Raw genomic sequence first — 19262 nt, forward strand, 5'->3', positions numbered from 1 at the left:
AAAAGTCCTGAAAATAATTCCAGGACTTGCTATCTAAAAATATAAAATAATGATTAATAGTACTCGTAAAGCCAGTTATGAGTACTTGTTCCATAGCCAGAGATGTCATAGGTGGTGACAGCTTTGGTAGGGTAGTTGTCTCCGTTAAGGGTGTAGACAGCTGTAATTTTGTTGATTCCATTGGATGAACCGGAATAAGTTTCGGTTTGGGTTAGTAAATTATTATATCCTATCTGTCCATCACTTACATCAAATAAATTGATCTTAATAAAACCCTTTATATCTTTCATAGGATTATGAAAGGTGTCATAAGTATTGATAATATTATAGGTAACTCCGTTATGAGTATAGTTGGCAGAAGCTACATTTCCGCTGTTGTTTAAATGAACATCCACCTGTGCAAATACAAGATTGGAATATGTTCCTGTTGAGGGATTATAAGTTCCGCTTTTATACTCATTAAACTGAACATGGGTATCACTGATATACTGATAGATTTTGGTGTAGATAAGAGTTCCCTGTTCTTTATCAGTTACCTTTTCTGTTGATAGCCTTCCATTAGAATAGGTGAATTCTCTCATAAGAACCAGAGATCCGCCAATGAACTCTTCAGTTTTAGCAATATAATCACTATTGTATCCGCTATAGGTATAAACCACTCTGTCATCATCTGAAGCATTGTAAGTTTCTATAATCTGATCTCCGTTATACTTAAACTCCACCATGTAGGGCTGGCCTCCGGGATTAAGGTCGGTTGCTTTTTTTACAAGACGAAGAGTTCCGTTATTATTGTTGTTATTATTTTTGACGTTATCTCTGTGATCGGCAGGATTATCATTAGACACACAGCTTGAGAGCACTGCCACAGCCAGTGATGAAAGAATCAGTTTTTTCATGGTTATTATTCGTTTAGTTTTTAGTCCGCTAAAAATAATAATTTTTGTGGTATGCTGATCTGGAATATTTGAAAAATAAAAAAGCCCTGAAACCAGGGCTTTTCAATTATATTTTAGAAAGTAAATTTCTGAAGTTCGTTTTCTCATCAATGATTCTTCTCAACTCTGAAACAGGAACTCTTTCCTGCTGCATCGTATCTCTGTCTCTGATGGTTACGGTGTGATCAACTAAAGAGTCGTGATCTACAGTGATACAGTAAGGAGTACCAATGGCATCCTGTCTTCTGTAACGTTTTCCGATAGCATCTTTCTCTTCGTAGAATAAGTTGAAATCATATTTCAGATCATTGAAGATGTTTTCTGCATACTCTGCAAGACCATCTTTCTTCATTAATGGAAGAATAGCTGCTTTGATTGGTGCTAATGCCGGAGGTAAAGATAAAACTGTTCTTTCTGAACCGTCTTCCAATACTTCGTCTCTCAGGCAGTGTGAAAATATAGAAAGGAATAATCTGTCTAAACCTACGGATGTTTCCACTACATAAGGAACATAGTTTTCGTTTCTCTCAGGATCAAAGAACTGAAGCTTTCTTCCGGAGAATTCCTCGTGAGCTTTTAAGTCGAAATCTGTTCTTGAGTGAATTCCTTCCAGTTCTTTAAATCCGAATGGGAAGTTAAACTCAATATCAGCTGCAGCATTCGCATAGTGAGCAAGCTTTTCGTGATCGTGGAATCTGTAATTCTCGTCTCCCAAACCTAAAGCTCTGTGCCAGTTCAGACGTTTTTGCTTCCATTGTTCGTAGAAATCAAGTTCTGTTCCCGGAGCAACGAAGAACTGCATTTCCATCTGTTCGAATTCACGCATTCTGAAAATAAACTGTCTTGCCACAATCTCGTTTCTGAAGGCTTTACCAATCTGTGCAATACCGAAAGGAAGTTTATGACGTGAAGTTTTCTGTACATTCAGGAAGTTAACGAAAATACCCTGAGCCGTTTCAGGTCTAAGGTAAAGATCCATCGCACTGTCAGCAGAAGCGCCCAGTTTTGTTCCGAACATCAGGTTGAATTGTCTTACTTCTGTCCAGTTTTTAGAACCTGTATCAGGATCTGCAATTTCAAGCTCCTCAATCAAAGCTTTTACATCAGCAAGGTCTTCATTTTCCAGAGATTTTGCCAGTCTTGAAAGAATTGCTTCTCTTTTTGCTCTGTATTCCAGAATTTTTGGATTCGTAGCAACAAACTGATCTTTATCGAAAGCCTCACCGAATCTTTTCGCTGCTTTTTCGATTTCTTTATTCTCTTTATCTTCAATTTTAGCACAATAATCTTCCACCAAAACGTCTGCTCTGAAACGTTTCTTAGAATCTTTATTATCAATCAATGGATCGTTGAAAGCGTCTACGTGGCCTGATGCTTTCCATGTTGTTGGATGCATAAGGATTGCTGAATCAATGCCGACAATATTTTCGTTAAGCTGTACCATAGCTTTCCACCAATATTGTTTGATATTATTTTTAAGTTCGGCACCGTTCTGTCCATAATCATAAACAGCGGATAAACCATCATAGATCTCACTCGATGGGAAAATAAAACCATATTCTTTAGCGTGAGAAATCACTTTCTTGAAAACATCTTCTTGCTTTGCCATAATTTTTTTAACGTCTGATATGCAAAAATAATGTTTTTTATTGGGAAAATATTAATACCTGTAAGAACCTACATTAGAGATGGTCATCAAAAAGCATCCTCCCACACCAATGATAAATAAAATACCGGCAATAATAAACAGTAATATCTTTGCTATTCTGTATTTTTTTAACGGCACAAAAAGAATTGTAGCGATCGTTATAACAACAGCGATCACGATCAATTTCACAAAAAAACCAAAATAGTCTGTCATTTTTTTAAAATTAAGGGAAAACCTTTTACGAATATACCCTTTTTATTTGAAGGGTAATGAAGGAGCCGGGAACCTGCTTTCGCTACTCGCTTTTTCTGTTTTAGGCGGCGACGAAGCCGCCGCCTAAAACAGAAAAGAGCTCAAACATACCACTCAATCAGGGCTAAATCGGCCGGAAATTTCTACTTTTGCACCATGTTAGAAATTCTTTATCGTGACGAGCACATTATTGCCATCAACAAACCCAGCGGACTGTTGGTTCATAAATCTTTCTATGCAGGAGAAGCTGATACCTATGCTATTCAGGAGTTGAAGAAACAGATTGGACAAAAAGTGTATCCTGTACATCGGTTGGACCGAAAAACTTCGGGTGTCCTGCTGTTTACTTTAGATAAAGATACCCTTAGAATTATGAGTGAACAGTTTGCATCACGTGAAGTGGAGAAGAAATATCTGGCCATTCTTCGAGGTTGGGCAAAAGAAGAAGAGACAATTGATTATGATTTAATTAATGAAAATGAAGTCAAGCAAAATGCCGTTACCTACTACAGCCGTTTGCAGACTTCGGAAATAGATTTGCCTTTTTTAAAACATCAGACTTCGAGATATTGTTTGGTAGAAGCAATTCCTGAAACAGGAAGATTTCATCAGTTGAGAAAACATTTTAAACATATCTTGCATCCTATTTTAGGCTGCCGAAAACATGGCTGCAATAAACAGAATAAGTTGTGGCTTCAAACATTTGAAATCAGCAAAATGACGCTTCACGCTCATCAATTGATTTTCAATCATCCTGTTTCTAACGAAAGAATTACAGTAAACGCCACTATAGATGATGAGTTCAAAAGAGTAGGAGATATTCTGAACTTTGATCTGAGTTCCTATTCTTAATGACAACCCAAAGATTTTAAATATCCTTGTCAAGGTTTTAAACCTTGACAAGGATCATCGGCCTGAAAAAACAAATTTCTAATATTCGATGCCTTATAGATGATGTATATAAAAGGAATTTTGATAAAATATCATAGGTTAATCAAAGATTAATTTTAAAATGAGTATTTTTGTAAAACTTTTTTTCAATGTACAAATCGCTCATTCGTCCCATTCTTTTCAAATTTGATCCCGAGGAAGTTCATCATTTTACATTTTCAATGCTTAAAAATTTTGGATTTCTTACCAAACTGTTTTTACCCAAACCTATCGAAGACAAACGTCTGGAAAGAGAAGTTTTCGGATTGAAATTTAAAAATCCCGTAGGACTGGCTGCCGGTTTCGATAAAAACGCAGTTTTGTTCAACGAATTAGGAGATCTTGGGTTCGGATTTGTAGAAATCGGTACCGTAACGCCAAGAGCACAGGCCGGAAATCCTAAGAAAAGATTGTTCCGTCTTATTGAAGATGGGGGAATCATCAACAGAATGGGATTCAACAATGATGGTCTTGAAGCGGCTATTGAAAAACTGAAATCTAACAAAGGAAAAATAATCATCGGTGGAAACATCGGTAAAAATACAGATACAAGCCCCGAAAACTATACCCAGGATTATCTGGACTGTTTTGAAGGTCTTCATCCTCATGTAGACTATTTTGTATTGAATGTAAGCTGTCCGAATGTAGGAAGCCACGCCAAACTGGAAGATGTAGAATATCTGAGAGAGCTGATTACAGAAGTAAAGAAAATAAACCTGTCAAAATCTGTACAGAAACCTATCTTACTGAAAATTGCTCCGGATCTTAATAACAATCAGTTAGACGAAATCATTGAGCTGATTGCAGAAACGAAAATTGATGGTATCGTAGTTTCCAATACCTCTGTCAACAGAGAAGGACTGAAGACATCACCAGAAGTTTTAGAGCAAATAGGAAATGGCGGACTAAGCGGAAAACCGATCCGTGAAAGAAGTACAAAGATGATTAAATACCTTTCCGATAAAAGTAACAGAGCATTCCCGATCATTGGGGTAGGAGGAATTCATTCTGCAAAAGATGCGATGGAAAAATTAGATGCAGGAGCCACACTGGTTCAGCTGTACACCGGATTTATTTATGAAGGTCCGGAACTGATTAACGAAATCAATCAGGAACTTCTGAAAAGAGCAAGCAGATTACCAAGATAAAAATATAAAGAGAGTTATTGTGACTCTCTTTTTTATTTTGATTTGATGACGGATGCATTTTTTACATCTACAGTCAGTGTGTGAGCCGGCGTTGTCTCGGATTTCCCTATCTTATATTGTATAATTTGTTTGTCTTTGGATTTTGTTTTGGTTACATCATAAATATTTTCCCAGCAGCTTTCAATCAGGAATTCTTCATAGTTTTTATAATTCCAGTCTTTTGTGAAATAAAGAACTCTGTAGCCTTTTTCTCCATCACTGGCTCCACATTGTCCGCAGGCATTAAAGTTTGAAGTCTGTTCAAAATACAGCAGAACCCTGTTCCCATTTTCTCCTGAAGAGAAGGATAGCAGTTCATTTCCTCCAGCTTTATTGATGAAATCATAAGTATTGATCTTTTTATTATTTGGTAAGTACAGATAATTGTTGAGGCGGTAGATCATAGCATTTCCTGTAAATAATGTTGCAGGCTGAACCTTTTTACCAAGATAAAAATGGCCGGGAATTGGATTGTTTTTAAGAGTGGATTGATCAAATATGATAGATTCCTTTGGGAGTAACTTCTGGGCTATTTCATCAGTTTTTTCTACTTTCTGAAGGGAAGTGATCTGCTCTTTTAGAATCCTGGAACTTTGTTTTTGCTTAGCCCCAAAATTGTATAATGAAAGATTACCATAATAGTCATATATTCCGGTAAGCGGGATTTTCTTTTTGTATTTATCATAATAGTACCATCCATCAACGTAGTGTTGATACTGGTCACAGTCTACTACTCCTGTATAGCTGAGTTGTAGGGTAATAGGAGCTCCTCCAATCTGTCCTGTAAAAGTTTGTGAAGAATCTGTTACCTTTTTTAATTCAATTTTTTGGCTGAGAAAAAACGTGAGGGATAAGAAAAAGAATAATGTAAAATTTTTTTTCATGGTTGAGTGATCGTGGATGTTAGTTTTTAAATGAAGAAGTGAGCAATGGTGTAGATAATCAGGCCAACCAGACCTCCCACCAGTGTTCCGTTGACCCGGATAAACTGTAAGTCTTTTCCTACCTCCAGTTCCAGCTTTTCACTGAGCTCTTTTCCCTGCCAGTTGCCAACAGTTGTACTGATGAGGTTTCCGAATTGATGGGTGTTTTTCAGAATATATTTATAAGCAGTTACCCGAACCCAATGGTCAATTTTGTTCTGAAGGTTTTCATCTGTCTTTAAATTTTGTGCGAACTCATTCAGGTTTTTAGTAAGATAATTTTTCAATGAAGAGTTTTCTTCCTGAAGCTCTTTCATCAGCGTTTTTTTGATAGAAACCCAAATGTCATTGGAGTATTCATCCAGTTTGTCATTTTTCAGAAGTCCGTTTTTGATCGTTTTAAATTCTTCATCCCATTTCGGATCTTCTTTCAGATCAATAGAAAATTCATGAATCTTCTGAGTAATCAGTCCTCTTACTTCGTGCTGTGGATCTTCTTCTATCTCCTTAAAAAAATCAGAAAGCCCGTCTGCAATTTTATCTGCAATTTTAGTATCTACAAAAGAAGGAATGAATGAATAGCTGCCTTTCTTCACTCGTTCCTGGATCATTTCATCGTTTTCAATGATGTATTCCTTGATCTGCTTGGAAAGGTTGGTGATGATTCTCTGATGGTCATTCTTTTCCAGAATATAGCCGATTCCGTTTCCTACTACTTTATTAAGCTTAATATCATCGGTCATTTCAGATACTTTTTTGCTAATAAATTGACTTACCATAGAGTCATCAAGTTTATTAAGAATGTCAAGAACAATATCAGAAAGATTTTTAATCAAAATATCCTGACTCTTTTCTTTACCCAGCCATTCCCCGACAAAGTTGGAAACCTTAAGCTTTTGAATATAAGGACGTATATTCTGAGGAGAAAGGAAATTACCTACTACAAAGCTCCCCAGGTTGTCTCCCAGTCTCTGTTTGCTGTTTTCAATAAGGTTGGTATGAGGAATAGGAAGACCGAGAGGATGGCGGAATAATGCCGTAACTGCAAACCAATCTGCCAAGGCACCTACCATAGCGGCCTCAGCAAAAGCCCGTACATAGCCAATCCAATGAGAGTTATTAGACTTCTGTACAATAGTGGTAACAATGAAAATAATGGCCATCAGAACAAATAATCCTGTGGCAAATGCTTTATATTTTCTGAGTTGTTTTCTTTTTGCTTCGTCATTCATATTCTCAAATTTACTAAATTTGGTTATGAAACCGTTTAATCTTAATAAAAGCTTTTAAACCATAAAGATTGATGTTATTTGAGTCAAAATAATGCCAACCCAATCTTTTGCCGTTAAAGAATGAAATTTACGATGAAATTTTTAGTTTCACTCACCTTATTATTTTTTCTGCAGGCATGTACGCAGAAATACGAACCTATTAAAAAAACTTCTATGGAAAATACAGAAGCAAAAAACAATCCATATTACTCCAGAACAGATACTACAAAACTTAACGTTTCCAATGATGAATGGAAAAAACTCCTTGCTCCGGATTTGTATGCAATCGCCCGAGAAGCAGCAACAGAAAGAGCTTTTACAGGAAAGTATAACGAATTTGATGAGTTAGGAGAGTATTACTGTGCCGTATGTGGAAACCATCTGTTCCGTTCTACTTCAAAATTTTCCAGCAGCTGTGGATGGCCGAGTTTTTTCGAAGCTGATAAAGAAGGTGTTTATTATGTAAGAGATCAGTCTTATGGGATGGACAGGGTAGAAGTGCTCTGCAAAAGATGCGATTCCCATTTGGGACACGTTTTTGATGACGGCCCGAAACCTACGGGATTGAGATACTGTATGAATTCTGTGAGCCTTGAATTTGTAGCAGATTCTAAGAATTAAACATCCATGAATGAACCTGAGTTCTTTGAAGAACGGAAGCTTGTATGGCTGGCGCTTTCCGATTTGTATCTCGATACAGAACTTCAGGAGTGGCAATTTCAGTATATAACCGGTATTTTCCTTAAAAGCCCTTTTAACCTTGAAATGATTAAAAAGATAGATCAGTATGAAGTTTTTCCTGTTCTTTTTTCCAATCTTCTGAATCCGGCGGGTGAATGGGCTGGTTTTGAAGAAAAAAGATTAGTTAAAAATATTATGACCTGGATGGAATTTCGAAGTAAGCTGGATATTCTGGCTATCAAATGTATTTATCCAATATATGAATCCGTAAATAGAGATTATTGGAAAAGACTTGAAGAAATCTATAATCAAACGAGGTTATGACTTCTTCAATGGAAGAAAATATTGAGTATTTATCAGCCTTTATTTACTTCGGAATTTTTCAAAATAAGTGCTTTAATTCACGAAATCAGGACGTTAAAGTTTCTTAAATAGCGTTAAACTTTTTAGAGTTATAACCCCTTGGTAATTATGTTTTTATACTTTTGCCTCACTAATTTGGATTTATATAGTATTGAATGAAAGGATTTTATAGCGTATTAGGCCTTGTTTACATGGTGACGACTTCATTCTACATTTCCCCAAGAGTGGTGGCGAAAAGTGAGAATGTCAAAACAACGAAAACTGAAAAAGTAGCTGAAACGAAATCTGAGAAGAGCACTACAGCGGTGTCTTCATCAGAAGCATTGTACCAATCTATCGCATTTGACCCTGAACATGAATTGAATTATGAAGTGTTCTCAAAAGCATTAACTGGTTATGAAAATTTAAAAAAAGCAGGATTGCTAACCCAGGACTCGCATTTATTAACGATCTGCGATTTTTCTATGTCTTCTAATACAAAAAGACTTTGGATCATTGATCTGGAAGACAAAAAAGTTCTGTTTAACTCATTGGTAGCACACGGAAAAAATACAGGCGAAGAATTTGCGACGAATTTTTCTAACAAGGAAAGTTCGTTACAGAGTAGCTTAGGATTTTATATCACAGATGCAACCTATCAGGGCGACAACGGATATTCTTTGAAACTGTTGGGAATGGATAAAGGATTTAATGATGCAGCCTACAGAAGAGCAATTGTTTTGCACGGTGCTGATTATGTAAGTGATGCATTCGCGTCTATGCACAAAAGAATCGGAAGAAGTTGGGGATGCCCCGCTGTTCCCAGAGAGCTGACACAATCTATAATCAATACGATTAAAGGAAAAAACTGTCTGTTCATCTATTACCCGGATCAGAATTATCTTTCTTCCTCAGAATGGTTGAAAGCGTAAAGATAAAAAGAGCAGTCAAATCTGACTGCTCTTTTTCTTTTAAATAAGTTCTGCAATTCGAAAATAACAATTAAATTTATATCAACTTTTTAGCCTTAAAGTATCATAGCATGATAAAAGGACCACATGACCATCATAAGAGTATAAGTGTAGATCCGGAAACTTCTGTCGGATTTATTCCCGCTATAAGACTGATTAATAATCCTGATGGATCATGCACTTTTGAGAAAGGTAAAATGCTCACGCTTAAACCTATCAATGCAACGGTTTTCTGGATGAGTAATGAAACGGAAGAATGGGAAAAAAGTGATCATCCAGCGCCCAGAAGACAATATGTTATTACGATCAGAGGGAATATAAGATTTAAAGTAACAGACGGCGCTACATTTATTATTAGACCAGGAATCATCCTTTTGGCTGAAGATCTTAAAGGGGCCGGACACAGCTGGGATATGGTGGAAAGTAAAGAGTGGGAGAGGCTTTATATCCCAATTTCAGAGAATGAGAGTGACTTTTTCATTCCTGATGCTGATTTTATGTAACAGCTAAAGATAAGATAGAATAAAAATCCCTGTATGTTTTCATACAGGGATTCTCAATTATTTTAATTCAAATTAGCTGAATTTCTTGAACACTAAAGTCGCGTTATGGCCTCCGAATCCAAAAGCATTGCTTAAGGCATAGGTAATATCTTTTTCCTTTGCTTCTCCAAATACAATATTGATATCCTGAGGAATATTCTCATCAATACGGTGAAGATTGATTGTAGGAGGAATAATTCCGTTTTGAATGGCTTTAATGGAAAGGATGGCTTCTACTGCTCCTGCAGCACCCAATAAATGACCTGTCATGGATTTTGTGGCACTGATGTCTAGGTTTTTACTTCCTTTAAATAACTTATTAATTCCGTTCAACTCAACCAAATCTCCAAGCGGAGTAGAGGTTGCATGCGGATTAAGATAATCAATATCATCCACATTGATTCCTGCTTCATTGAGTGCCAATTGCATTGCTTTGATAGCTCCCACACCATCCGGATGAGGTGCTGTCATGTGATAAGCGTCTGCTGTCATGGCTGCTCCCACTAACTCTGCATAGATTTTTGCGCCTCTTGCTTTAGCGTGTTCGTATTCTTCAAGAATTAATGTTCCCGAACCTTCACCCATTACAAAACCATCTCTGTCCGCATCATAAGGACGGCTGGCAGTAGCAAAATCATCATTTCTTGTAGACATTGCTTTCATAATGGAAAATCCTCCGATTGAAGCCGGAGAAATTGCCGCTTCAGATCCACCGCTAACGATTACTTTAGCTTTTCCCAGACGAATATAGTTGAAGGCATCCATTAATGCCGTATTTCCGGTGGCACACGCAGAAACAGTGGTATAATTGATTCCCTGCAGACCATATTTCATAGAGATCATTCCCGATGCCATATTGGCAATGAATTTTGGTACAAAGAATGGATTGAATCTTGGAGTTCCGTCACCGGCTGCAAAATTCATGACTTCACTTTCGAAAGTCCACATTCCACCTTGTCCGGTTCCCCAGATTACTCCAATATCGAAAGGATCCATATTTTCCAGTTCAAGACCAGAATCTTTTAGAGCTTCCGCAGTGGAATACATGGCATATTGTGAAAATAAATCACTTCTTTTGATTTCGTTGTGTGTTAAATGAAGTTTTGGATCAAAGTTCTTAACCTCACATGCGAAATGTACTTTAAATTTTTCTGTATCAAAAAGGGTGATTTTATTAGCTCCACTCACTCCGTTGATACTATTTTGCCAAAATTCTTCGACATTATTTCCCAAAGGCGTCACTGCGCCCAGACCTGTAATGACAACTCTTTTCATAATTAGCTATTGATTTTGAATAAATTAGAGGTTCCTCTTGCGATTAAGCGTGTTTTGTCTGCATTCCATATTTCGCATTGTGCATTGACAAATTGCTTACCTCTTTTAATGATTTTAGTTTCGGCTACAATATTATCATTTTCTTTTGCAGTTGAAAAATAATCAATGACATTATTTATGGTGGTGATGAAAGAATTTTCATTTAAAGAAAACATGGTGGCACCAATGATGTCGTCTACTATTGCGGCTGTAACTCCACCATGAAGGTTTCCTATGGGGTTCAGCCATTCCGCTCTTACCGTATACTGAAATGCCAGTTGTCCCTCATCTGCAGAAAGAACGATGGGATTAAGCCATTTCATAAAAGGCGATGGTGACTGATCGAATTCTTTTCCAATGAATTGCTGTAATTGTGCTAATCTATCCATACTTTCAATTTTTATTTTTCTAAAATCATGGTTACTCCCTGCCCGCGGGCTGCACAGATGGATATGAATCCTTTTCCGCTGCCTTTTTCATTAAGTAATTTTGCCAGGGTTGCAATAATTCTTCCGCCTGTGGCTGCAAAAGGATGTGCCGCTGCAAGGCTTCCTCCTTTTACATTCAATTTGCTTCTGTCTACCTTTCCAAGAGCTTTCTCCAGTCCGAATTTTTTGGCAAGTTCCTCATTTTCCCAGATTTTTATGGTCGCTAAAACCTGTGCTGCAAAGGCTTCATGAATTTCATAATAATCAAAGTCAGATAGATTCATCCCTGCTTTTTTAAGCATTCTCTCTGCGGCAAAAACAGGAGCAAGAAGAAGATCCTGTTTATTTTCAACATATTCTATTCCTGCCAGTTCCGAAAAGCTGATATAAGCTAAAATTGGGAGGTTGTTAGCTTTTGCCCACTCTTCACTGGCCAGCAAAACTGCGGAAGCTCCGTCTGTAAAAGGGGTAGAATTTCCTGCGGTTAACGTTCCGTTCTGTTTATCAAAAGCGGGTTTTAGTTGTGATAGTTTTTCAATACTGCTGTCACGTCTTAGGTTATTGTCTTTATCTAAGCCAAATGCAGGAGTAATCATATCATCAAAGAATCCTTCATCATAAGCTTTAGCCATATTCTGATGACTTTTTAAAGCCAGTAAATCCTGTTCTTCTCTGGGAATATTGTAGTATTTGGCAGTAATTTCTGTGTGTTCACCCATTACCAGACCTGTTTTAGGCTCCTGTCCTTTGTAAGGAATAGGCATCCAGTCTTTCAGTTTCGGACTTAAAAGCTGTTTTATTTTCCCAAAGGCAGATTTTTCTTTATTGGCTTTTAAAAGCGCTTTTCTTAATCTTGGCGAAGACTCAAACGGGATGTTGCTCATTGCTTCCACACCGCATGCAATCCCTGATTCTATCTGGCCCAATGCAATTTTATTTCCGATATAAATAGCTGCTTCAATACCTGTGTCACATGCCTGCTGAAGATCACAGGCAGGAGTTGCAGGATCAAGAGTGGTATTCATCACTGTTTCCCTGATGAGGTTGCTTTCAGAGATGTGTTTAATAACAGCTCCGCCGGCAACTTCTCCGAGACGTTTCCCCTGAAGATGATAACGGTCTATTAATCCATTCAGAGAAGCAAGCAGGAGATTCTGATTACCCTGCTCCGAATAAGCGGTATTCATTCTGGCGAAAGGAATTCTGTTATATCCTACAATAGCCACTTTTTTTGTTTCCATATTGTATAATTTATGATGGAAGAATATTGAGTTCATGATCTATCATGCTGGTGATTCTGTCTAAAGCATTGTTTAGAAAACTTTGATCACCCATCGTTTTTGAAAGCAGAATTCCGCCTTCAATAAGCATGATGAATAGAGATGCGAATTGTTCTGCATTTACGTTGCTGTTAATTTCCCCTTTCTTTTGCCCTTCCACAATAGCTGATGAAATTTTTGACATCCATTGTTCAAAGGACTTTTTAACCTGATTTTTTAAAGCAGGGAAAGAATCATCCGCTTCCGTTGCTGCATTCATGATGGGACAGCCTCCGTTTGAGAAAACAAACTTCCAGTTTTTCCGGTAAAAATCTACGAAAGCATGAAGCTTATCCAGAGAAGTTGGGAACTCACCCCCAAAAGAACGGCTAAGGGTTTTGCCCAGTAATCCTGCATTGTATTTATAAACCTCTATAGCGACTTCATCTTTGTTTTCAAAATTTCCATAGATACTCCCTTTCGTCAGTCCGGTTGCCTGAGTAATGTCGGATAATGATGTGGAAATATAACCCTTCGTATTAAAAAGAGTAGCTGTTTTCTCGATGATATGCTGTTTTGTTTTTTCTGCCTTCGACATTTAAATGCTTAATTATATGCAAATATACAAAAATATACCATTCGGTATATTTGTTTGAAGATTTACATGATACAGATATTGGCGGATTACATTTTGGCTGAAGCCAATGGATTTGTTTTTAAAATAAAAAACGGGCTAAAGCCCGTTCCTATTGATGTTGAAATTAAGATTTTTAATTTTCCAAAGTAGCATTCAATGTAATCTCAAAGTTGAATGCTGCACTTACAGGACATCCTTCTTCAGCGATTTTAGCAAATTTCTGGAATTCTTCTTCAGAGATTCCTGGAACTTTAGCGGTCAAAGTCAGCTCAGATTTTGTAATCTTTCCAATATTGGGATCAAGAGTGATGACCGAAGTTGTTTTTAATTCTTCAGGATTGTATCCGGCTTGTGAAAGCTCAGCATCTAATTTCATGGTGAAACATCCTGCATGAGCTGCTGCCAGTAATTCTTCAGGATTCGTACCTACACCATCCGCAAAACGGCTGTTGAAAGAATATTGAGTCTGGTTTAAAGTTGTACTTTGTGTTGTTAAATGTCCTTTTCCTTCTTTGATGGTACCGTTCCAAACGGCTGTTGCGTTACGTCTCATAATGTTTGTTTTTTTGTATTTAGTATTGTTTGATTTTGATGTTACAAAGGTATGTCTGCAATGAGGCATATTCAATAGATAAAAAGACTTAAATATTGTACTTTTTTCCCGAAGAGTAATTTTTTTTAAAATTTGCAGGAGTGCTTCCCGTTTTATTGGTGAAAAGACGGTTAAAATAAGCCGGATCTTCATATCCAAGCGTATAGGCAATTTCTTTAACAGGTTTATCTGTGTAGAATAATAATCTTTTTGCTTCTAACAAGATTCTGTTGATGATAAACTGGTTGGGAGAATCCAGATTTAAGCTTTTAAATTTATGGGTTAATGTTTTTGGAGCCATATGAAGCAGGTCTGCATACTCTGCCACATTATGTTTTTCTCTGAAATGAATTTCCAGATGTCTGCTGAAATCTCTGAAAACATCTAACTCAGTACCCGGAATTCGGACTGCGTTATTGTCTAAATTCTGTTGTTTCCATTTTCGGGTTGCACGGATGATGATCTGTTTTACATAGGTTCTGATCATTTCCTCGGCAGAAGAATCTTTCCATTCCAGTTCATCCTGGATATTTTGAAACAGTCCTTTTATAAGCATCGTTTCTGAATCCTCAAGCTCTACATAAGGTATTTCGAATACATTATGGAAGAGAAGCCCATCACAAGCTACTTCTTTGTCATGAATCTGGATACAATAGAAATCACGGTTGTAGAAAAGAAGAATAGATTCGTCTTTTCCTTTTAGAATATTTAGATGCTGATTGGTTAGGAAAAATAACGAGGGTTTCTTTGTCGTGTAATGATTAAAGTCTACCGTAAGCTCATATCCTGAAGGAATAAAAAATACTTTGATATCTGTGCTGAATCGATTTCCATTGAAATTCTCCAGATTTTCTTCTGAAAATACTTCCAGGCCGAGTCTTTTATAGTGGTCTTCGAAAATAAGCTGTTGCGGCATCCTTTAACTTTAGTTTAAAGATACAAAAAAGCATGATTTGAACTCTATTAAATTATTGAAACCCAAATTTCTGATGCCTGACAGAGACAATTGGGATAAAATAAATAGGAAATATGTTTTTACATTGATATTATTTTATCATTTTTACAAAGATTTGTATCCCGCCCTTTATTATTAACCCTTTTTTCACAACTGCCTGTATGAGCGAATTAGAAAATATTCTGAGAGAAATAACTCCACTGTCTCCTGAGGATAGTTTTCTCGTATTTGACAGGATTAAAGCATCATTTGACTTTCCCTATCACTATCATCCGGAAATTGAAATCAACTTTATCTACAAAGGAAAAGGATACCGCAGAATGGTAGGAGATCATACGGGAGAGATCGGAAATATAGAATTGGTATTGGTAGGGCCAAATTTACCCCATTGCTGGGCTAATTACAGATGCAAAAACAGAAAAACCCACGAGATCACGATACAGTTTAATCAGGATTTCTTTCACCAATCGCTGATGGAGAAAAATATTCTTAAACCTATCAATAATCTGATGAAAGATTCCATTAGAGGAATACTTTTTTCAGCTGAAACTGCTGAGAAACTAAAAGATTCGTTTCTCAATCTGTCAAAGATGAACAGTTTTGAATCATTCATAGAAATTATGAAGATTCTCAATGAACTGGCTGTTGCTGAAAATAAAATACTTTTATCGTCTTATAGTATTGAGCTGGAGACTTTTGCTGACAATGATAAAATGAAGATCATCCACGATTTTGTTCATAAAAATTTTGAAAATAAAATCACGCTGGATAAAGTGGCTTCCATGGTGAATATGAGCAATGTGACTTTCAATAGGTTTATTAAGAAAAGAACCGGAAAGACTTTTATTAATTATCTGAATGAGATAAGAATCAGCTATGCTGCACGCTGGCTGATGGAAAAAAATCTTACGGTCTTTGAAATTGCTTTTGAAGCCGGATTTAATAATATTGCCAACTTCAATAAGGTATTTAAGTCCATTAAAAAGACAACTCCCACTGAATTTAAAGAACAGTTTAAAGGAGTGAAAAAAATTGAATAATATTCTTTTACAACTTACTTTTTCTGTATCATCAGCTTAAAATAAAACACAAAACCGGGTATTTATATCCGATTTTTTTTGGATAAAATGTAAGATAAATCCCCTTTTTTCTATTGATTTTAATGTGGTGTATTTTATTGATATATAATCGTTTAGTTGCTTTTTAATAAAATTGCTGAAAAAATAATATCGTTTTATGATAAAATAGTATTATATCAGACTGGTTACAAAATTTAGATTTGTGAATGTGAATTAAATCTTAACAAAACTTTAAATTATTTAATACATAAACGATAAAATTTTGCTGAAAAAACAATAATTTTTTTTGTATTGAATAACAAAGCAATGTCATTGATTCTCAATTAAATCTAACGAATCTATACCTTATGAGAAAAGCAGTTATACCCGTTCTGTTCGTTTTTTCACTTACTGCGAATGCACAGGAGAAAAAAGCGGCCGACACTACGAAGACAACCAGTATTGAGGAGGTCGTGGTCACCTCTTTGGGGATAAAAAGGCAGGCCCGCTCTTTGACGTATTCCAGTCAGCAGATTGGTGGAGATGAGCTTACAGAAGTGAAAACTCCCAATCTATTAAATTCGATCAATGGAAAAGTATCCAACGTACAGATCAACAGAACCAATGGTGTAGGAAGCTCCGTAAGGGTGATCATGAGAGGGAATAAATCTGTAAACAATGCACAGCCATTATATGTAATTGATGGTATTCCAATTATCAACGGAACAGGAAAGTCAGCAGATATCGGGCAGTATTCTAATATGCCGGATCCGGGAGATGTACTGAGCTCCATCAATCCGGATGATATTGAAAGCATCAACTTCCTAAAAGGAGCTTCTGCTTCTGCACTGTACGGTTCTGCCGGAGGTAACGGAGCTATTTTGATTACCACTAAAAAAGGGCGTGCAGGAAAAAGTTCAATTACTTACAGTTCCAGCCTTACAGTAGACAGAGCGTATAGCCTTCCAAAACTACAGCACAGTTATTTGTCTTATGATCCATCTGTTGCTGGTCAGCAGCCAGGTCAGGCGGTAGACAGCTGGGGTGCAAAAGGATCTTCAAAGGATTATCTTAAAGATTTTCTGCAAACAGGAACTACATGGGTAAACAGTCTTTCTTTCCAGTCAGGGAATGAAAAATCTACAAACTATTTCTCTATCGGAAATACGACCAATAAAGGAGTGGTTCCAATGTCGTATTTTGATCAGTATAATGTCTCTTTCAGAAACTCAAGTAAATTTTTGGATGATAAACTGACATTGGATGCCAATTTCATCGGATCATTACAGGAAAGTAAGAACAGACAGACTCCGGGAGCTTCTTTTTCTCCTTTGACAAGTTTGTACTGGTTACCGAGAGGAGTAGATTTTGACCAATACGGAGGCGATAATTATTCTTATTTGGATAAAACAAGATTTTTGCCAGCTCAAAACTGGTGGGAAGTAAACCCGGATGGAAGTTTCAAAGGAAATCCTGTGACCCAGAATCCTTACTGGATTTTAAACAGAAACCCGGTTACGGTGAGTAACAAAAATACATACGGTGCCCTTTCATTGTCTTACCAGATTAATCCATGGTTGACTGCAAGAGTGAGAGGAAACTACAGCTGGAATATTTCAGACAGCCAGCGTGATATTGCTGCTTTTTCAGCGCCAAGCTTACTGGCTAATGGTATTAATGGTAGAATGCTTAAAAATACCTATGAAAATTCTTCTACTTATGGTGATGTTTTATTGATCGGTAGCCCTAAAGTAAGTGAATCTATCTCTTTAGATTTTACAGTAGGAGGAAGTATCAATACGACAAGAAATAAAATAGGACAAATTGATAATGCTTATCTGGCAAATCCTAATCTTTTCACCTTGAATAACCTTCAGTGGAATGTAAACAGAGCGCCGGGAGATGGATATCATAATACCTATACGAATATGAAAAAACAGGTACAGTCTGTTTTTGCGAGTGCTTCCGTAGGGTACAAAAATATGTTCTATGTAGACATGACTTTCAGAAATGACTGGGATTCTACTTTAGCATTAACAGGAAGAACCGGATTTGATTATGAATCTGTAGGAGCAAATGCTATATTATCTTCTGTTTTCAAACTTCCGGAAGTTATTAATTTCTGGAAAGTAAGAGGGTCTTATGCAACCGTTGGTTTGGGATTACCTACGAATATCACCAATGCAATGGTTGAATATAATAAAGGATATGTTTATGGAGTAGATGCAGGAACGATTGTATATCCTAAGAGTTCTTTTGCTACAGGGGCAGGTTTTGAGGCATTGCTTCCAAAGCCGGAACTTAATAAAACGTTTGAAGCAGGGACTGAGTTGAGAATGTTGAATAACAAACTGAATTTTGATATTACTTATTATAATTCAAATACCAGTAACCAGTTGTTGGAAACCACAATTCCTTCTTATTTAGGAGGTTTGGCTCCGGGATCCTATTATATTAATGCCGGAAAAATCCGAAATACAGGTTTTGAATCTTCATTATCTTATAAAATCTTTGATTCGGAAAAATTCGGATGGACTGCTACATTGAATGCATCGGCCAATAAAAACAAGATCGTTGAATTATTGCCAACAAGCATCAATGTTTCTAAAGACCTGACTTTTTCACTAACCGGAGGTGGTGACTATACAAGATTAAAACTGGGAGGTTCTTTTGGAGATCTTTACGGAATCAAATTTAAAAGAGATGATCAGGGCCGTGTTCTTGTGAATGAGAAAGGGGTTCCTTTAGCAGAGAGTACACCTTCTTATTTGGGTAACCCGAACCCTAAGTTTATTATGGGATTCAATAACTCATTTAATATTGGTAAACTGGGAATATCTTTCCTTATTGATGGGAAATTCGGAGGTAAAGTATTGTCACTTACAGAAAAAGCCAATGATTTATATGGAGTAAGTCAAACCACTGCTGATGCTAGAGATGCTGGAGGCGTATCAATCCCAAATGCAGTGTATGCACCGGGAACTCCTAATGCAGGGCAGGCTTATACTGGATTGACTAATGCTAAAGATTATTATAAAGCAGTAGGAACAACCGAAGGATTTGGAAAAGGAGTTGATGAAGCCTATCTGTATAGTGCTACAACAATACGTTTACGTCAGGCATCTGTTTCATATATGTTTGATGTCAACTCAAAATATTTGAAAAATGCAACGGTAAGTTTAGTAGGAACCAATTTATTTTTCTTCTACAAGAAAGCACCGTTTGATCCTGAGCAGGTATCAGGGAATACACCAGGTGGAGTGGGAGTAGATTCATTCGGTCTGCCAGTTACCAGATCTATAGGTTTATCATTAAAAGCTAACTTCTAACTTTTACA

19 protein-coding genes are annotated in these 19262 nt (G+C 36.8%); 8 read left to right on the forward strand and 11 right to left on the reverse strand.

The window, feature by feature from the left end:
- Window positions 1-53: 53 nt before the first annotated feature.
- The 3 genes from CQ022_RS15000 to CQ022_RS15010 form a co-directional block, all read right to left on the reverse strand.
- On the reverse strand, window positions 54-896 hold the full coding sequence (locus tag CQ022_RS15000; protein WP_105683145.1) for a hypothetical protein: 843 nt from the start codon (window positions 894-896) through the stop codon (window positions 54-56).
- Between the two features lie 106 nt (window positions 897-1002).
- A complete protein-coding gene (locus CQ022_RS15005; RefSeq protein ID WP_105683146.1) occupies window positions 1003-2544 on the reverse strand; it encodes a glycine--tRNA ligase in 1542 nt (513 codons plus the stop codon).
- A gap of 51 nt (window positions 2545-2595) precedes the next feature.
- Window positions 2596-2796: a hypothetical protein gene (locus CQ022_RS15010; RefSeq protein WP_103231134.1), complete on the reverse strand. Its 201-nt coding sequence runs from the start codon at window positions 2794-2796 to the stop codon at window positions 2596-2598.
- Between the two features lie 195 nt (window positions 2797-2991).
- Here CQ022_RS15010 and CQ022_RS15015 point away from each other — a divergent pair, with 195 nt between their 5' ends.
- Both CQ022_RS15015 and CQ022_RS15020 read left to right on the forward strand, forming a co-directional pair.
- The gene (locus CQ022_RS15015; protein ID WP_105683147.1) at window positions 2992-3687 is read left to right on the forward strand and encodes a pseudouridine synthase; all 696 of its coding nucleotides are present in this window, start codon (window positions 2992-2994) and stop codon (window positions 3685-3687) included.
- Window positions 3688-3875: 188 nt separating this feature from the next.
- Window positions 3876-4913 (forward strand): quinone-dependent dihydroorotate dehydrogenase, encoded by a 1038-nt coding sequence (locus tag CQ022_RS15020; protein ID WP_105683148.1) that lies wholly within the window; start codon window positions 3876-3878, stop codon window positions 4911-4913.
- A 32-nt stretch (window positions 4914-4945) separates the two neighbouring features.
- Here CQ022_RS15020 and CQ022_RS15025 read toward each other — a convergent pair whose 3' ends face one another.
- On the reverse strand, window positions 4946-5836 hold the full coding sequence (locus tag CQ022_RS15025) for a hypothetical protein (protein ID WP_105683149.1): 891 nt from the start codon (window positions 5834-5836) through the stop codon (window positions 4946-4948).
- Window positions 5837-5862: 26 nt separating this feature from the next.
- Window positions 5863-7107: a DUF445 domain-containing protein gene (locus CQ022_RS15030; protein ID WP_105683150.1), complete on the reverse strand. Its 1245-nt coding sequence runs from the start codon at window positions 7105-7107 to the stop codon at window positions 5863-5865.
- A gap of 213 nt (window positions 7108-7320) precedes the next feature.
- On the opposite strand from CQ022_RS15030, the gene msrB reads away from it, so the two are divergent.
- From msrB to CQ022_RS15050, 4 genes are all read left to right on the forward strand, one after another.
- Window positions 7321-7767 carry a peptide-methionine (R)-S-oxide reductase MsrB gene (gene msrB, locus CQ022_RS15035; RefSeq protein ID WP_228421731.1) on the forward strand — a complete coding sequence of 149 codons (447 nt, stop codon included), beginning with the start codon at window positions 7321-7323 and terminating at the stop codon, window positions 7765-7767.
- 6 nt (window positions 7768-7773) lie between these two features.
- Window positions 7774-8151, forward strand: coding sequence for a hypothetical protein (locus CQ022_RS15040; protein WP_105683152.1), 378 nt, complete (start codon window positions 7774-7776; stop codon window positions 8149-8151).
- A gap of 194 nt (window positions 8152-8345) precedes the next feature.
- Entirely contained in the window at window positions 8346-9101 is a 756-nt protein-coding gene (locus CQ022_RS15045) for a murein L,D-transpeptidase catalytic domain family protein (protein ID WP_105683153.1), read from the forward strand.
- A gap of 110 nt (window positions 9102-9211) precedes the next feature.
- Window positions 9212-9643 carry a hypothetical protein gene (locus CQ022_RS15050; RefSeq protein WP_105683154.1) on the forward strand — a complete coding sequence of 144 codons (432 nt, stop codon included), beginning with the start codon at window positions 9212-9214 and terminating at the stop codon, window positions 9641-9643.
- Window positions 9644-9715: 72 nt separating this feature from the next.
- Here CQ022_RS15050 and fabF read toward each other — a convergent pair whose 3' ends face one another.
- The 6 genes from fabF to CQ022_RS15080 form a co-directional block, all read right to left on the reverse strand.
- Window positions 9716-10957, reverse strand: a complete 1242-nt coding sequence (fabF, locus tag CQ022_RS15055; RefSeq protein WP_105683155.1) for a beta-ketoacyl-ACP synthase II — start codon at window positions 10955-10957, stop codon at window positions 9716-9718.
- 2 nt (window positions 10958-10959) lie between these two features.
- Window positions 10960-11385: a PaaI family thioesterase gene (locus tag CQ022_RS15060; RefSeq protein ID WP_105683156.1), complete on the reverse strand. Its 426-nt coding sequence runs from the start codon at window positions 11383-11385 to the stop codon at window positions 10960-10962.
- An 11-nt stretch (window positions 11386-11396) separates the two neighbouring features.
- The gene (locus CQ022_RS15065) at window positions 11397-12665 is read right to left on the reverse strand and encodes an acetyl-CoA C-acetyltransferase (RefSeq protein ID WP_105683413.1); all 1269 of its coding nucleotides are present in this window, start codon (window positions 12663-12665) and stop codon (window positions 11397-11399) included.
- A gap of 10 nt (window positions 12666-12675) precedes the next feature.
- Entirely contained in the window at window positions 12676-13281 is a 606-nt protein-coding gene (locus tag CQ022_RS15070; protein ID WP_105683157.1) for a TetR/AcrR family transcriptional regulator, read from the reverse strand.
- 172 nt (window positions 13282-13453) lie between these two features.
- Window positions 13454-13873, reverse strand: a complete 420-nt coding sequence (locus tag CQ022_RS15075; protein WP_002982623.1) for an OsmC family protein — start codon at window positions 13871-13873, stop codon at window positions 13454-13456.
- Between the two features lie 88 nt (window positions 13874-13961).
- Entirely contained in the window at window positions 13962-14828 is an 867-nt protein-coding gene (locus tag CQ022_RS15080; protein WP_105683158.1) for a helix-turn-helix domain-containing protein, read from the reverse strand.
- 200 nt (window positions 14829-15028) lie between these two features.
- Between CQ022_RS15080 and CQ022_RS15085 the strand changes: the two genes are divergently transcribed.
- Both CQ022_RS15085 and CQ022_RS15090 read left to right on the forward strand, forming a co-directional pair.
- Window positions 15029-15907 carry an AraC family transcriptional regulator gene (locus CQ022_RS15085; RefSeq protein ID WP_105683159.1) on the forward strand — a complete coding sequence of 293 codons (879 nt, stop codon included), beginning with the start codon at window positions 15029-15031 and terminating at the stop codon, window positions 15905-15907.
- A gap of 386 nt (window positions 15908-16293) precedes the next feature.
- The gene (locus CQ022_RS15090) at window positions 16294-19254 is read left to right on the forward strand and encodes a SusC/RagA family TonB-linked outer membrane protein (RefSeq protein WP_105683160.1); all 2961 of its coding nucleotides are present in this window, start codon (window positions 16294-16296) and stop codon (window positions 19252-19254) included.
- The last annotated feature ends 8 nt before the right edge of the window (window positions 19255-19262 follow it).

It is taken from the genome of Chryseobacterium culicis (genome assembly GCF_002979755.1).
GTDB classification, from domain to species: Bacteria; Bacteroidota; Bacteroidia; order Flavobacteriales; family Weeksellaceae; genus Chryseobacterium; species Chryseobacterium culicis_A.

Excerpts from the sequence above, each read along its gene's own strand:
- CQ022_RS15000 (WP_105683145.1), bottom strand. The coding sequence starts at position 896 with ATGAAAAAACTGATTCTTTCATCACTGGCTGTGGCAGTGCTCTCAAGC.
- CQ022_RS15005 (WP_105683146.1), bottom strand. The coding sequence starts at position 2,544 with ATGGCAAAGCAAGAAGATGTTTTCAAGAAAGTGATTTCTCACGCTAAA.
- CQ022_RS15010 (WP_103231134.1), bottom strand. The coding sequence starts at position 2,796 with ATGACAGACTATTTTGGTTTTTTTGTGAAATTGATCGTGATCGCTGTT.
- CQ022_RS15015 (WP_105683147.1), top strand. The coding sequence starts at position 2,992 with ATGTTAGAAATTCTTTATCGTGACGAGCACATTATTGCCATCAACAAA.
- CQ022_RS15020 (WP_105683148.1), top strand. The coding sequence starts at position 3,876 with ATGTACAAATCGCTCATTCGTCCCATTCTTTTCAAATTTGATCCCGAG.
- CQ022_RS15025 (WP_105683149.1), bottom strand. The coding sequence starts at position 5,836 with ATGAAAAAAAATTTTACATTATTCTTTTTCTTATCCCTCACGTTTTTT.
- CQ022_RS15030 (WP_105683150.1), bottom strand. The coding sequence starts at position 7,107 with ATGAATGACGAAGCAAAAAGAAAACAACTCAGAAAATATAAAGCATTT.
- msrB (WP_228421731.1), top strand. The coding sequence starts at position 7,321 with ATGGAAAATACAGAAGCAAAAAACAATCCATATTACTCCAGAACAGAT.
- CQ022_RS15040 (WP_105683152.1), top strand. The coding sequence starts at position 7,774 with ATGAATGAACCTGAGTTCTTTGAAGAACGGAAGCTTGTATGGCTGGCG.
- CQ022_RS15045 (WP_105683153.1), top strand. The coding sequence starts at position 8,346 with ATGAAAGGATTTTATAGCGTATTAGGCCTTGTTTACATGGTGACGACT.
- CQ022_RS15050 (WP_105683154.1), top strand. The coding sequence starts at position 9,212 with ATGATAAAAGGACCACATGACCATCATAAGAGTATAAGTGTAGATCCG.
- fabF (WP_105683155.1), bottom strand. The coding sequence starts at position 10,957 with ATGAAAAGAGTTGTCATTACAGGTCTGGGCGCAGTGACGCCTTTGGGA.
- CQ022_RS15060 (WP_105683156.1), bottom strand. The coding sequence starts at position 11,385 with ATGGATAGATTAGCACAATTACAGCAATTCATTGGAAAAGAATTCGAT.
- CQ022_RS15065 (WP_105683413.1), bottom strand. The coding sequence starts at position 12,665 with ATGGAAACAAAAAAAGTGGCTATTGTAGGATATAACAGAATTCCTTTC.
- CQ022_RS15070 (WP_105683157.1), bottom strand. The coding sequence starts at position 13,281 with ATGTCGAAGGCAGAAAAAACAAAACAGCATATCATCGAGAAAACAGCT.
- CQ022_RS15075 (WP_002982623.1), bottom strand. The coding sequence starts at position 13,873 with ATGAGACGTAACGCAACAGCCGTTTGGAACGGTACCATCAAAGAAGGA.
- CQ022_RS15080 (WP_105683158.1), bottom strand. The coding sequence starts at position 14,828 with ATGCCGCAACAGCTTATTTTCGAAGACCACTATAAAAGACTCGGCCTG.
- CQ022_RS15085 (WP_105683159.1), top strand. The coding sequence starts at position 15,029 with ATGAGCGAATTAGAAAATATTCTGAGAGAAATAACTCCACTGTCTCCT.
- CQ022_RS15090 (WP_105683160.1), top strand. The coding sequence starts at position 16,294 with ATGAGAAAAGCAGTTATACCCGTTCTGTTCGTTTTTTCACTTACTGCG.